This is a genomic window from Catenulispora pinistramenti (assembly GCF_018274385.1).
Classification (GTDB): domain Bacteria; phylum Actinomycetota; class Actinomycetes; order Streptomycetales; family Catenulisporaceae; genus Catenulispora; species Catenulispora pinistramenti.
Genome location: NZ_JAAFYZ010000268.1, coordinates 1 through 12,939 on the forward strand (window position 1 = coordinate 1; position 12,939 = coordinate 12,939).

11 protein-coding genes and 1 pseudogene are annotated in these 12,939 nt (G+C 72.2%); 6 read left to right on the forward strand and 6 right to left on the reverse strand.

Annotated elements, in window-relative coordinates; genetic code table 11:
• A pseudogene (locus KGQ19_RS42755) lies at positions 1 to 1,091 on the forward strand (hypothetical protein); the annotation flags it as partial.
• 217 nt (positions 1,092 to 1,308) lie between these two features.
• On the opposite strand, the gene KGQ19_RS42760 reads toward KGQ19_RS42755, so the two are convergent.
• Entirely contained in the window at positions 1,309 to 3,078 is a 1,770-nt protein-coding gene (locus KGQ19_RS42760; RefSeq protein ID WP_212020304.1) for a glycoside hydrolase family 27 protein, read from the reverse strand.
• Positions 3,079 to 3,282: 204 nt separating this feature from the next.
• On the opposite strand from KGQ19_RS42760, the gene KGQ19_RS42765 reads away from it, so the two are divergent.
• From KGQ19_RS42765 to KGQ19_RS42775, 3 genes are all read left to right on the forward strand, one after another.
• Complete coding sequence (locus KGQ19_RS42765) at positions 3,283 to 4,938, forward strand: helix-turn-helix domain-containing protein (RefSeq protein WP_212020306.1); 1,656 nt, start codon at positions 3,283 to 3,285, stop codon at positions 4,936 to 4,938.
• Between the two features lie 149 nt (positions 4,939 to 5,087).
• Positions 5,088 to 5,540 carry a carboxymuconolactone decarboxylase family protein gene (locus tag KGQ19_RS42770; protein ID WP_212020308.1) on the forward strand — a complete coding sequence of 151 codons (453 nt, stop codon included), beginning with the start codon at positions 5,088 to 5,090 and terminating at the stop codon, positions 5,538 to 5,540.
• A gap of 112 nt (positions 5,541 to 5,652) precedes the next feature.
• Complete coding sequence (locus KGQ19_RS42775; protein ID WP_212020309.1) at positions 5,653 to 6,057, forward strand: VOC family protein; 405 nt, start codon at positions 5,653 to 5,655, stop codon at positions 6,055 to 6,057.
• 76 nt (positions 6,058 to 6,133) lie between these two features.
• Here the strand turns inward: KGQ19_RS42775 and KGQ19_RS42780 are convergent, their stop codons facing one another.
• The 3 genes from KGQ19_RS42780 to KGQ19_RS42790 form a co-directional block, all read right to left on the reverse strand.
• Positions 6,134 to 6,706 carry a hypothetical protein gene (locus KGQ19_RS42780; RefSeq protein ID WP_212020311.1) on the reverse strand — a complete coding sequence of 191 codons (573 nt, stop codon included), beginning with the start codon at positions 6,704 to 6,706 and terminating at the stop codon, positions 6,134 to 6,136.
• A gap of 382 nt (positions 6,707 to 7,088) precedes the next feature.
• The gene (gene trpS / locus KGQ19_RS42785; RefSeq protein WP_438801899.1) at positions 7,089 to 8,156 is read right to left on the reverse strand and encodes a tryptophan--tRNA ligase; all 1,068 of its coding nucleotides are present in this window, start codon (positions 8,154 to 8,156) and stop codon (positions 7,089 to 7,091) included.
• Between the two features lie 280 nt (positions 8,157 to 8,436).
• Positions 8,437 to 8,943 (reverse strand): GNAT family N-acetyltransferase, encoded by a 507-nt coding sequence (locus KGQ19_RS42790; RefSeq protein WP_212020314.1) that lies wholly within the window; start codon positions 8,941 to 8,943, stop codon positions 8,437 to 8,439.
• 320 nt (positions 8,944 to 9,263) lie between these two features.
• Here KGQ19_RS42790 and KGQ19_RS42795 point away from each other — a divergent pair, with 320 nt between their 5' ends.
• Positions 9,264 to 10,874 (forward strand): putative bifunctional diguanylate cyclase/phosphodiesterase, encoded by a 1,611-nt coding sequence (locus KGQ19_RS42795; protein ID WP_212020316.1) that lies wholly within the window; start codon positions 9,264 to 9,266, stop codon positions 10,872 to 10,874.
• Between the two features lie 383 nt (positions 10,875 to 11,257).
• Here KGQ19_RS42795 and KGQ19_RS42800 read toward each other — a convergent pair whose 3' ends face one another.
• The gene (locus KGQ19_RS42800) at positions 11,258 to 11,461 is read right to left on the reverse strand and encodes a DUF6186 family protein (RefSeq protein ID WP_212020318.1); all 204 of its coding nucleotides are present in this window, start codon (positions 11,459 to 11,461) and stop codon (positions 11,258 to 11,260) included.
• Positions 11,458 to 11,937 (reverse strand): hypothetical protein, encoded by a 480-nt coding sequence (locus KGQ19_RS42805; RefSeq protein ID WP_212020319.1) that lies wholly within the window; start codon positions 11,935 to 11,937, stop codon positions 11,458 to 11,460. The genes KGQ19_RS42800 and KGQ19_RS42805 overlap by 4 nt, the downstream gene beginning before the upstream one ends.
• Before the next feature lie 221 nt (positions 11,938 to 12,158).
• On the opposite strand from KGQ19_RS42805, the gene KGQ19_RS42810 reads away from it, so the two are divergent.
• Positions 12,159 to 12,908: an NRDE family protein gene (locus KGQ19_RS42810; protein WP_212020321.1), complete on the forward strand. Its 750-nt coding sequence runs from the start codon at positions 12,159 to 12,161 to the stop codon at positions 12,906 to 12,908.
• Positions 12,909 to 12,939: the final 31 nt, after the last annotated feature.

Genomic DNA, 12,939 nt, shown 5'->3' on the forward strand with positions numbered 1-12,939 from the left:
GGGGTGGCGTGGGTGGGATGCCGGTGACGGCGGCGCGCGCCGGGTTCGAGGCGTCCGGGGTGTCGGTGGCGGCCACGTTGCGGCAGCTGGGGGCGCAGGTCGACTTGTGGCTGGAGCGGGCGGAGGCGATCACTGATCCGGAGAACGTCGAGCGGCAGGTGCGCTCGGTGGAGCTGGATGCCGCGGCGCGGGTGACGGCGGCGGAGCAGGTGGCTGCGGCGGAGGCTGCGCGGCGCGCGGAGGCGGAGGTCGCGGGGCAGGCGGCTGGGGCGCGGGCGGAGCAGGCCGGGGCCGATGCCGAGGTGGCGCGGGAGGCGTTGGAGGCCGCTGTCATCGCGCACGCCGACGTCGAGCAGTTGCTGCGGCAGGAGGCGGCCGAGGAGCTTGCGCTGGTGCGGGAGCAGGGTGAGACCGCGCTGGCAGCGATGCGGGAACAGGCGCGCAGGGAGGTGGAGGCCGCGCGGCGGGATGCGGCCGAGGCCGCGGAGCAGGCCGACCGGACGCGCGCCGAGGCGGCGTTGCAGCTGCAGGCGGCGCGGGAGCAGGCCGAGCTGGTACGGCAGGCCGCTGACGCCCAGATCGCCGTGGCCGAGGGCAAGGCCGCGGCCGCTGCCATCGAGACCCAGGCGGTGGCACAGCGCGCGGCGTCGGAGCTGGAGGCGCTACGGGTCGGGCTCACCGCGCAGGTGCAGGCGGCCAAGACCGACGCGGAAGCCGCGCGCACCGCCCGCGCAGCAGAGGGCGAACGTGCGGACCGGGAAGCAGCGGGCAGGCAGGCCGAGGCGGAGCGGGCGGCGCGCGCCGAAGCCGCTGCGGAGGGTGCGGCGGCGCAGGTGGAGCAGGTGACGGCGAGGTGGCAGCAGGACGTGGCGGCGCTGGCTGCGGAGCGGGAGGCACGGCGCGAGGCGGAGGTGTTGGCGGCGTCGCTGCGCGGGGAGTTGGCGGCGGCCGCGCGGGAACGGGACGCGGATGCGGGGACGGGGACGTGGGCGGGTAGAGGCGTGGGTGCGGGAGGAAGCGAGGCTGCACGGGTGCCGGGCGGGCAGCGGCAAAAGACCGACACGGAGAGCGGGGACAAAAGCGGACGGTAGGGCACCGCAGGGCACGGCAGAGCACGGCAGAGCACGGCAGGACAAGGCAGGACGAGGTAAGACGCGGTAAGACGAGGTAAGACGCGGTAAGAAAAGCGGCGCGGCGAGGGTGGTGAATCCCCTGCCGCGCCGCTCGCTGTTCGGTCGTCGTTAGTGGCGAGCCGCTAGTGCCTTGAGCGGCCAGCCGCCAGCCGCTCGCCGCTCGCCGCTCCAGGCGCTAGTCAGGCAGCGCCCAGGTCTGATTGGCCTGGTGACTGCCACAAGTCCACGTGTCCAGCTTCGTGCCATCCGCGCTACCGCCGCCGTAGACGTCCAGACACAGCCCGGAGGCGTTGTTGGTGACAGTCCCGTCAGCCTGCGCCGTCCACTGCTGTGCGCTACTGCCGCTACAGCTGGAGATCACCACAGTGCTGCCGGCAGTAGTTCCGCTAGCGGTCAGGCACTTCCCCAGCGTCTGCACACTGCCATCGCCGGGCCGGCTCCAGGCCTGATTCGACCCGCCAGAGCACGTGTAGAGGATCGCGGCCGTGCCATCGGCGGTGTTGCTCCCGGTCAGGTCCATGCACTTGGCGCCGTTGCCGACGATCTCACCGGTGGGGACCGCGGCAGCGCAGCCGGCAGAGGGTGTCAGCCGCCAGATGGCAGTGCCGTGAGCAGGGATCGTGGCGGTCAGGGCGTTGCTGACCGTGGAGGTGGCACCGGTCCACAGGTCCTTGGCCGTGGCAGTGCAGTTCGGCAGGCCGACCGAGGACAGTGCGGTGGACACTGTCGCGGCGCCGGAGCCACGGTTCAGGACGGCGACCGCGCGGTCGCCGTTCGCGAGTGGCTTGGCCAGCACGTCGGTGGTGCCGTTGGTGGAGACGACACCGGCCTGTCGGCCCGCGGGGTCCTGGTCCAGCGCGATGAGGTCGGTGTTGCCCAGTGCCGCGAGAGCGTCGGGGCTGAGGTTGGCGACGTCGGAGGACAGGATCATCGGGGCGTTCATCATCGCCCACAGTGCGACCTGGCTTCGGGACTCGTCGGCGGTCAGGCCGGGGTCGCCGGCGATGAGGAAGTCGGGGTCGTTCCAGTTGCCGGGGTGGGCGTAGCGGGAGATCCAGCGGTTGTAGCCGTAGTTGGACAGCACCGAGGACCAGCGGCTGGCGGTCGGGTTGCCGCTGTCGTAGGTGGCGATGTCCCAGCCCTCACGCCACAGCTGCCCGAGTTGCCCGACCCAGCCCAGGACGTCGAACCAGGTCGGGTTGCCCCACTCCGCGGTCTGGAAGTAGGCGGGGGCGGACTCGGAGAAGGTGATGGGGCGGCCGGCGGCGGCCAGGGCGCTGGACTCGGCGCTGTAGGCGTTGTGGTAGGCCTGCTCGGTGGATTCGCCGGACGGGATGTAGACGTTGCAGCCGTCGAGCTTGAGGTAGTCCACGCCCCAGGAGGCGAACGTGGCGGCGTCCTGCGCGAAGTGGTCCGCGCCGCCGCCTTGCGGCTGGCCGCTGCCGGGGTAGCCGCCGCACGTGGCGGAGCCGGCGTCTTCGTAGATCCCGAAGTTCAGGCCTTTGCTGTGCAGGTAGCTGCCGAGCCAGGCCATGCCGTGCGGGAACTTGGTGGGGTCGGCGACGAGGTCGCCGTCGGCGTCGCGGGCGGAGGCCATCCAGCAGTCGTCGACGGTGACGGTGGTGTAGCCCTTGGCGGCCAGGCCGGTGCTGACCAGGGCGTCGGCGTTGGCGACGACGGTGGACTCGTCGACGGAGCACTGGTAGTGCGCCCAGTCGTTCCAGCCCATCGGGGGCGTGGCGGCCAAGGTGGCGGCGGGCTTCGTCGTGGTGGGCGCGGTGGGGATGGTGGGAGTGGGGACGGTGGCCGGGGCGCGGGTACTCGTAGTCGCGGACGGCGGTGCGGTCGACGCATGAGCGGTGCCGACTGTCAGGGGCAGAACAGCCAGGGCACAGGACAGGGCGGCGACAGCGAATCGCCGAGGGCCGGGACGGGGAGATGACACGGTGCCTCCTTGCTGAATCTTGAAAGATCTGCGGGGCGCACGCCGTGCATCAGCACACTGCGGATGCTCATAAGTGTCAAGGTTCCGGATGATACGAACAGATCCGATCAACAGCATCCAGCCCTTGACGCGGGGTTCAGGCGGAGTGCGCGCGGCACTACTGTTGGGCACCGACCGATCGGACGAGCAGGGGAGTGGAACAGGGTGTCGTCGACGTCGGCGGTTTCGGTGCTGGCGCAGGGGCTGCGAGAGCTTCGGGACTTCGCGGAGGGACCGGATGGGGAGGAACTGGCCGAGCGCACCGGGCTCACAGGCCAACAGATCGAGGCGGCGCTCGCCGGCGAGCGGCTACCGACGCGCGAGGTGACGCTGGCGCTGGTCGAGGCGTGGGAAGGGGACGTCGAGGCCTGGCGCGAGTACTGGGCGCAGATCTCGGAACTCGCTGAGCAGGACGAGGGCGGGGCGGCCGGGGACGGCGCCGGGCCGACGGAGAAGGCCGCGACGCCTGCGCCGCCGGAGCCTTCGATCATCGTGCCGATTCCGGAGGTGGAGCCGGGCGGTGAGGCCGACGGGCCGGAGGCGGTTGAGGACGAGGCTGAGAGCAAGGGCGCGGGGAGCCCAGAGAGCCCAGAAAACGCTGAAAACGCGCAGGCCGAGGCGGAAGCTGCGGCGGTCAGAGCCAGGTCAGCGGCTCGGGCCCAGCTTGAGGCCAACGCGCAGGCGGCTAAGGCGCAGTCGGAGGCTAAGGCTGCGGCGGAGGAGTCGGCGCGTGGTGGGGCCGATGCTGGAGACGAGGACGCAGACAGTTCGGCGCGCGCCGGGCAGGCGAGTCAGGCGATGAGCCAGACGAGCGAGGCTGAAGCTGCGGGGGTGGTAGGTGCCGAGGGCGCGCGCCGCACAACGCTTGCGGAGGCCACAAGCGCCGGTGAAGACGCAAGCGAGGCTGGAGCGGAAGAGCAGGCAAAGCAGTCAGAGCGCGCAGAAGGTACGGGCGGAGCAGCGGAAACGCCTGCCGACAGCGAAAGCAGCGGCGAGGCTGACACAGCTGCGGCAGCAGAGCAGGCGCGCGCCGGTGTGCGCGTGCCGGGGCAGCAGCCACGTCCCCGCGTCGAAAGCACGAGCAACGCGCCGGACAAGCCGGGGACCGGAGCCCAGGCCGCCATTCGTGCCGAGGTGCCGAAGACGAAGACGCAAGCGAAGAAGAGCCTGCTGGCGCGCGTCGGGGTCCCGATCCTGCTGTTCGCGATAGGCGTGGGCGTGGGGGCGTTCGGCGATCACGCACTGAACTCGAAGCAGTCCTCCGCCGACACCTCCGCGTCGGTTCCGCCGGTTTCGCACGCGTCGAGTTCGACACATACGTCGGCGTCCAGCGCCGGTACGTCTTCCCCCAGTCTGGCGTCGACGCCGACCACGAGCGTGAATCCGACCGCGACCACTCCGACCGGCACCTCCTCGACCACGTCCACGGTCCCGGCGGGGTCGGTGCTGGGGTCGTATGTCGGGATCCAGTTGGCGTCCGGGTACAGCATCAACTTCCTGACCGACCCGTACCATCCGGCGGCCGGTACGTCGAACGGGCCGGACACGATGGGGTTCTTCGCCGGCAGTTTCGTCGACGGGCGGTTCTACGCGGACCGGGTGGCCGTGCTCGACACGACCGACACCGGCTCGTACACCTCGTGCCTGAACGACACGCGCTACCAGCACGACGTGCTGCTGTCGCAGGTAGCGGCGGGCAGCAGCTTCTGCATCACCACCGGGACCGGGCACCTGGTGTTGGTGACGGTGCGGCGGCTGCCCTCCAGCACCGACGCCAATCCGTACGCGGTGGTGGACGTGACGGTGTGGCAGAGCAGCTGATCAGTTGAGGAGCGTCTCAGCGCCGGATGTGGCCCAGGTCACATCCGGCGCTGTCACATTCGCTGCGGCCCGGGAGTCAGAGATGCGGCGGACCAAGAGGTCCAACCACTGCGAAGCAGCATCTTCTGACTGATACAGGGAGCATCGACATGGAAGCCCGCATCAAGAACCCGGCCGTGATCCTGGACGCCTCCGGCCCCATCCAGGAGCTGTACAAGGCGGTGAACACCGGCGGGGTGGAGCCGGCGATCCTGGAGCTGGTGCACCTGCGGGCCAGCCAGATCAACGGTTGCGCGCCGTGTGTGTTCTCCGGGATGGGGAACATGCGCCGGATGAAGGAGTCCGAGGAGCGCATCGGGCTGGTGGCCGCGTGGCACGACGCGCCGTTCTACACCGACGAGGAGAAGGCGGCGTTGGCGCTGGCCGAGGCGGCGACGCGGATGGCCGACAACCCCGAGGGCGTCAGTGACTCGGTGTGGGACGGTGCGGCGCAGTTCTTCGACGAGAAGCAGCTGGCGGCGATCGTGCTGATGGTGGCGTTGACGAACCTGTTCAACCGGCTGAACCACACCACGCGGCAGGTCGCGGGCCAGGCCTGGTAGTCGGTAGCTGGTAGCTGGTAGCTGGTAGCTGCGGGAGCGCAGGGGCCGGCGCTTCGTACACCGCGGTGCGGTAGCGTGCGCGGCGTCGGCTCAAAACCCTGAGGAGCGCTGCATGCCCGAGTTGTCCGGCTGGTCGCACGTGTCGTTCTCGGTCCGGGACCGCGACGCCAGCGTCGCCTTCTACACCGACGTGCTGGGGTTCAAGACCCTGGCGGTGACAGACCGGCCCGACTGGTTGCAGACGATCATGGTGCATCCGACCGGGATGTGTGTGGCGTTCCAGCAGCACACCGGCAATTCCGGTGAGGCGTTCGACTACGCGGCCACGGGGCTGGACCACTTCGGGTTCGGGGTGGGCTCGGCCGAGGAGTTGGCCGGGTGGGTCGAGCGGTTCGAGGAGCTGGGGGTGGCGCACTCGCCGGTGCGGGAGACCAAGCTCGGGCCGTTCGTGAGCTTCGAGGACCCGGACGGGATCCAGCTGGAGCTGTTCTACAGCCCGCTGATGGCCCGGTCCTGACGTACGCGAGGAATCCGCCGCGTCCCAGACCAGCCAGCCGCCCGTCAGTCAGCCCTGACGACCCGACCCGGCGCGCTCAGACGTCGACAGGCTCCGGTGCGGGCGTCTTCGGCCGCTTCGGCACCTTGGGCGGCCGCCCCTTGCGCCGGAACGCGATCACCAGCACCACGAAGATCAGCGCCGCGATCAGGCAGCCGACGGCGGTGGCGCCCCGGAACCCCGGCGCCTGCACGTCCATGGTGCGCTGCCCGGCGTGGGCGCCGCCGCCGGTGCCGACCGCGACGCCGAGCGTCATCAGGTTCGGGGCGGCCAGGATCACCGCGAGGATCAGCCACACGATCCTGGTCTTCCAGCGCATCGGGCGGCGCATCGTGAACCACAGCAGGCCCAGCGGCAGGATCGTGAACACGATGCCGAAGCAGATGCCCAGCAGCATCCCGGTCGAGAACGCGCCGTTGCAGGCACTGCCGATGCGGTGCGACCACCAGCGCGGGATGTACGCGGCGCCGGCGAAGTAGAGCAGCACCAGGGCGACGATGACCAGCACGATCGCGATCGCCCGGCGTTTGAAGTCGCGGCGGCCGCCACCGGTGGGGGCGGCGGCGGTGCCGGGCTCGGCGGTGTCGTGGGATGCGCGCCCTAGCCTCATGGGACCGATGCTGGCACCGGGAGCCGTGGGGCGCGCGCCGGATGGGCCGGTCGTGGGGCACCGGCGGCGCGCGCCGCAGGCAGGACGGCAAACGGTGGAACGTTTGTTCGCTCGTGGGGCTGGGCCGGGTGGCGGTACGACACGAGGCAGCACATGGCCCGGCCCCGGCCAACCGGCGCGCGCCCGGCCCGGGCCAGCCTCGCGCGCCCGGCCCGGGCCAGCCTCGCGAGCCCGACAAACCCGGGCCCACCCTCGCCGCGAATCGGACCGGGCGAGTTCCGCCGCGACTCGACCGGGTCCGGCCAGGCCGGGCCAACTCGCTCGCCGCCCGGCCTGGCCGGACCCGGCAGCCTGGCAGCCTGGCCCGGCCGACTCTCCCCCCTCAGTAAGCCATCCCCATCGCCTCCCGCACCCGCGCCAGCGTCGCCTCGGCCTCACCGGTGGCCCGCTCAGCGCCGCGCCGCAGGATCGCCGACAGGTACCCGCGATCCCCGGCCAGCTCGGCCCGCCGGGCCCGGATCGGCCGCAGGTGCTCGTTCACGGCCTCGGTCGCCGCCTGCTTCAACGCCGCCGCGCCGCCCGAGCCGATCCGCTCGGCCACCGCCCTGGGATCCTCGCCGCGGCACAGTGCCGTGATCAGTACCAGGTTCGACACCTCGGGCCGGTGTTCGGGGTCGTAGGTGATGTGCCGGTCGGTGTCGGTCTTGAAGCCCTTGATGATCGCGGCGGTCTCGTCGGCGCCGGCCTGCAGCGCGATGGTGTTGCCGTGGCTCTTGCTCATCTTGTGCCCGTCGCTGCCCAGCACCGACGGCGCGTCGGAGATCAGGGCTTTGGGTTCGGTGAACACCGGTGTGTAGCGGGTGTTGAAGCGGCGCGCGACGGTGCGGGTCACTTCCAGGTGCGGCAGCTGGTCTTTGCCGACCGGGACCAGGTCGGCGCGGCAGAACAGGATGTCGGCGGCCTGGTGCACCGGGTAGGTGAGCATCAGTGCGGACAGTGCCGGGCGGCCGGAGGCGGCGGCCTCGGCCTTGGTGGTGGGGTTGCGCTCCAGCTCCGGCACCGAGATCAGGGACATCAGCGGCAGCAGCAGCTGGTTCAGCGCCGGGACCGCGGAGTGCGCGAAAATGGTGCTGCGGGCCGGGTCCAGGCCGATGGCCAGGTAATCGGCGACCAGGCCCCCGGCGTGGTCGGCGATCGAGGCCGAGGCGTCCCGGTCGGTGATCACCTGGTAGTCGGCGACCAGGACGAAGAGTTCGGCGCCGGCGTCGGCCAGCCGGACCCGGTTGCGCAGCGAACCCAGGTAGTGGCCCAGGTGCAGGGCTCCGGTCGGCCGGTCTCCGGTCAGGACCCTGATTTGCCGGGCGTCGCCGATCAGCTGCCCGGCCAGTTCTGCCTCGGTCAGGTGGGCGGCGCTTTCCCCGCCGGGCGCCGGATGTGCGCCGTCAGCCACACCTGGAGGGAAAACACGCGGCTGGTCTGCGGTGTTGGTGGGTACCTCAACAGTGATGTCCATCGTCGTTCTCCTCGCGGGGATCTCACAGAGTCGGGGGTCTGACGCGACCGGCGTCCGGACCGCCCGCCCCCTGCGCGGGGCTGAGAACAACGAAGGCCGTCCGGATCGTCGGACGGCCTGTCGGCGTGTGTGGCTGGGAGGCCGTCCTAAGACGGCCGCCAGCTGGCACACACGAAGCTCTTCACGCACTCAGGATATCAGGGCGGACATGCCGGGCTCAATCAAGGCGCAGACGGTAGGTGAGCAGGCCCTTGCCGGGTGCGTACTCCCAGTCCCGCTCCGGGGTGCGGGTGAAACCCAGGCGCTCGTAGAGCCGGTGCGCCGCGCGCATCTCGGGTTTCGTCGACAGCACCAGCGCCGGACGGCCCTGCTCCCGGGCCCGCCGGACACAGTCCAGTACCAGGGCTTCCCCGATGCCTTGGCCGCGGACGTCGCCGGCGGTGGCCAGCATCCTGATCTCCGCCTCCCCCTCGGCGGCGATGTCGGCGAACTCGCTGCCGGCGACGGTGTACACCGCGGCGCCGACCAGCCGGCCGGCCGTGCCGTCGGCGGAGGTGACGGCTATCAGCTGCCACGCCCCCTCGGCGGCGTGCCGGGCGGCGGCGTCCCGCAGACGAGGCAGATATGTCTCCTCGGCCAAGGATTCATCTTGGTAAACAGCGGCGGTCAGCTGGCCGGCGGGCGCCAACTCGGCCGGAAGGGCTTCGCGAATGGTGATCTGCACAGCGTTTGATTCTGCCCGAGGTCCGCCGCCGGTGGCCCGCCGCGGGTCCGGTACCGGGAGGGTCACGGCCCGGGGCCGGCAGCGCGCGCCGAAGCCCGCCTTCCGGCGGGGGTGTCGGCGTGAACTGTGCGGGATGAGTGTGACAGTACGGCCACGATCAGGTGATCTGGGAGTGTGTGCGCCGTCACAGCGCCCCCGGATGGTCTTATGATCGCGCTCGGTAGTCGTTCGGAAGCCGTGCAGTCGGCGGTGCGGGTCGGGCCAACCAGGTGTCCTGGCCCGTGATGGAGGTGGTCGCGGTGTCCGGTCAGAATCTTTCCATGGCGCACGCCGAGGCGGCCGCGTCCCGGTCGTCGACGCCGTTCGCGGACGAGCTCACGGGCCTGCCGAACCGGGCGATGCTGGGCCGGTGGCTGGAGGCGCGTACCGGGACGCGGGCCCGGCCCGGGCAGCGGATCGGGCTGTGCAGCCTGGACCTGGACGGGTTCCGGCAGATCAACGCCCTGCTGGGGTTCGGCGCCGGGGACCGGTTCCTGGCCGCGGTGGCGGCGCGGCTGCGTACGGTGCTGGAGCCGGGCGGGCATCTGCTGGCGCGCACCGGCGGGGACGAGTTCGCGGTGCTGGTCGACTACAAGGACCACAAGTACAAGGACCACAAGGACCATCCGGTCGCCGTCACGGACCCGGCCGGCGCCGCCGGAGCCGCGGGAGCTTTCGGAACTGCGGCGGCTGCGGAGACTGCGGCGTCTTCCGCTTCCGCCACGGGCGCGGCGCAGAGCGCTGAGTCAGGGGCGCCGCAGGGCGCTGAGGCATCGCAGCCCCGGCGCGCGCCGGGCGGCCGGCCGGTGGTGGAACGGGTCGCCGAGCGGGTGCTGGCGGCCCTGCGGGACCCGCTGCGGGTGGACGGCCGGGACCTGACGGTGACCGCGTCGATCGGCGCGGTGGAGGCCCTGGCCGCGGCCTCGGCGCCGGAGGACCTGCTGCGGGCCGCGGATCTGGCGCTGTACTGGGCCAAGGGCGAGGGCCGGGACCGGTGGACGCTGTTCGACGCCGAACGGGCCGGGGCGGACGTGGCCCGGTACCGGCTGGCGGCGGATCTGCCGGCGGCCGTGGAGTCCGGGCAGTTCTACTGCGAGTACCAGCCGATCGTGTCGCTGGCCGACGGCGCCGTCTCCGGTGTGGAGGCGCTGGTGCGGTGGCGGCATCCGCGGTTCGGGATCGTGCCGCCGGACCGGTTCATCGCGCTGGCCGAGGAATCCGGGCTGATCGTGGAGCTGGGGCGGCGGATCCTGTCCGAGGCGTGCCAGGCGGCGGCGACGTGGCCGGACGCGCCGGGGCAGCCGGCGCCGCCGGTGTCGGTGAACGTGGCGGTGCGCCAGTGCCGGGACCCGCGGCTGATGGGGCACGTGCTCTCGGCGCTGGCCGAGTCCGGGCTGGCGCCGCAGCGGCTGCGGCTGGAGATCACCGAGTCGGCGCTGCTGCCCGGGGACGACGCGGCGCAGGCGACGCTGCGGGCACTGGCCGACAAGGGCGTGGCGATCGCCGTCGACGACTTCGGGACCGGGTATTCGAACCTGTCGCATCTGCGGCGGCTGCCGGTGCACATCCTGAAGATCGACGGGACGTTCGTGGCCGGGCTGGCGTCGGCGTCGGCGGGCGTGGCGGGGTCGGCCGACGGGTCCGGTGCGGCCGGTGGTTCCGGTACCGGGCCGGGGGACGTCGGCGCGGACGAGCAGATCATCGCCACCGTCACCGCGCTCGGCCACGCACTCGGCCTGACCGTGACGGCCGAGGGCGTGGAGACCGCCGGACAGCTGGAGACGGTGCGGCGGCTCGGCGTGGACACCGGACAGGGCTGGCTGTTCTCCCGGGCCCTGCCGGCCGCCGGGATCAGGGACCTGCTGGCCCGCGGCGCGCCGCTGGCGGCGTGAGACGGTCCGAGCCCCGCTCGCCCCGGTTACCGCGGTAACGGCCGACCGGGGCCCGCGGCACTTGTCGGCCGGCCGTGCCGACGTCCTGACGAGCGGACTTCGGGCAGGCATGCGGCGGAACTGGAGAGGACTTCCTTGCACCCCGAAGGCTGATCCTCCGGCTTGCCACTGGCACCGGGGGTGCCCGGCGCGGTCTGATGGACGTGCCGGCTCACCGAGCCGGACCGTGTTGGACAAGCTCCCCCAGCGACACCGACACTCGGGCGGGCCGCGACCTTCGGACCAGGGTCACGGCCCGCCCGGCTTTTCGCCTCCGGGTTTTGCCTCCGGCTTTTTACCTCCGGGATCCCGCCGTACCGTCGATCAGGACCGGGACACGCCGATCAGGACCGGGACAGGAAATGGAAGCCCAGCCACCACCACGCCAGCAGCATCCCGACCCGGCCCCACTTCTCGTGCATGACGTGGCTCAACAGCTGCGAGAACGTCGGGACGCGGCTGCCGGGACGGCGGGCGACCAGCTCCACCAGCAGTGCCGCGGCGCCGATGACGACGTAGCCGGTGACGGTGATGGCGCGCGGGCTCATCGGCGCACCACCCACACCCCGGCCAGCAGCCAGGCAACATAGCCGGCGGCGCGCGCCGGCGGCGGGTCGATCAGCGGGCCCAGCAGGATCGACAGGGTCGGGTGGGCGTGGGTGGAGCCGCGGGCGGCCGCGTACAGCTCCCAGATGCCGAACGCCACGGCCAGTACCGCCCAGGGCAGGGTCGTGCGGCGGTTGATGGCGGCGTCCGGGGCCGGGAAGCGGTTCGTGTCAGGGCGCAGCGCGTACCAGACGATGGCGGCACCGGGCAGCAGCGTGGCGATCTCGGCGGGGACGGTCAGGCGGCGGAAGCTGCCGCCGATCAGGGAGTAGCCCAGGCCGACCGCACCCCAGGTGATCATGGTGGAGGTGGGGTGGGTGAGGCGGAGCGGGTCCGGCGCGGTCGGCGTCAGGAGTACGGCTTTGGAGTCGGCGGCGGTGTCGGCCCGGCGGCCCATCGGCACGGATTCCTGCGCCATCGCGTCACCCGCTTCCTGTTCCGCGCCCGTAGCTCCGGCGGTTGTTCACCGGGCGTTCGCGGACGTCTTGTGCAGCGGCGATACCCGCTGCGGCACACCGCCACACACGGTTTCCATCCTGGTGGCACAGCGTGATCGGCGCTGCTCGACACGCCCGGGCGCAACCCGCGTTCGACCCGGACGGCGCAGGCTGCTGTGATGAGGGGGTGTGTACCGCGATCGTGAGCGTCGATCCCGCCTCCGCCTATCCGGTCCTGCTGGCCGGTGTGCGCGATGAGTTCCACGACCGGCCCTGGACCGGCCCGGGCCGGCACTGGCCGGACCGGCCGCGCCTGATCGGCGGCCAGGATCTGCTGGCCGGCGGCACGTGGCTGGCGGTGGATCCGGACGTGCCGCGCGCGGCCTGCGTCCTGAACGGCCGCGGCCCCCTGGCCCCGGAGCCCGGGCGCCGCTCGCGCGGCGAGCTGCCGCTGGCGTTCGCCGCCACCGGCAGCATCGACGACGTGGACTTTCCCCGCTATGACCCGTTCCACTTGGTGTGCGCGACGCTGCGGGAGGTGTTCCTGCTGAGCTGGAACGGCGCGCGCCACGAGCGGCGGCAGCTCGGCCCGGGCCTGCACGTGGTGGTGAACAGCGGCCTGGAGGGCACGGACCCGACCGAGGGTCCCGGGACCGAGGAGATGGCGGCGCGGCTCGGGTTCTTCCGGCCGCGACTGGCCGATGCGGCGCGACCGCAGCCTGCGCCGGGTGTCGCGACCGACAAGGCGTGGGGGCCGTGGCTGCCGCTGCTGGAGGGTGCCGGGCTCGACCCGGTCGACGACCGGGCGCTGCTGGTGCGGCGCGAGTTCGGCGAGCGGACCTGGGGAACGACGTCGGTGACGCTGGTGGGGCTGCGCGAGGGCGGGGTGCGGTATGACTTCAGCGGGGCGCCGGGGGACGCACAGGCTTGGACGGCTGTGGTCGAGGACTGAGAGGTAGCGCGGGCTCAGGGCAGGGCGGGTC

Bases quoted from the DNA above. Each gene is read 5' to 3' on its own strand.
- KGQ19_RS42770 (WP_212020308.1), top strand. From the start codon at position 5,088: ATGGAAGCCCGCATCAAGAACCCGGCCGTGATCCTGGACGCCTCCGGC.
- KGQ19_RS42775 (WP_212020309.1), top strand. From the start codon at position 5,653: ATGCCCGAGTTGTCCGGCTGGTCGCACGTGTCGTTCTCGGTCCGGGAC.
- KGQ19_RS42780 (WP_212020311.1), bottom strand. From the start codon at position 6,706: ATGAGGCTAGGGCGCGCATCCCACGACACCGCCGAGCCCGGCACCGCC.
- KGQ19_RS42795 (WP_212020316.1), top strand. From the start codon at position 9,264: ATGGCGCACGCCGAGGCGGCCGCGTCCCGGTCGTCGACGCCGTTCGCG.
- KGQ19_RS42800 (WP_212020318.1), bottom strand. From the start codon at position 11,461: ATGAGCCCGCGCGCCATCACCGTCACCGGCTACGTCGTCATCGGCGCC.
- KGQ19_RS42805 (WP_212020319.1), bottom strand. From the start codon at position 11,937: ATGGCGCAGGAATCCGTGCCGATGGGCCGCCGGGCCGACACCGCCGCC.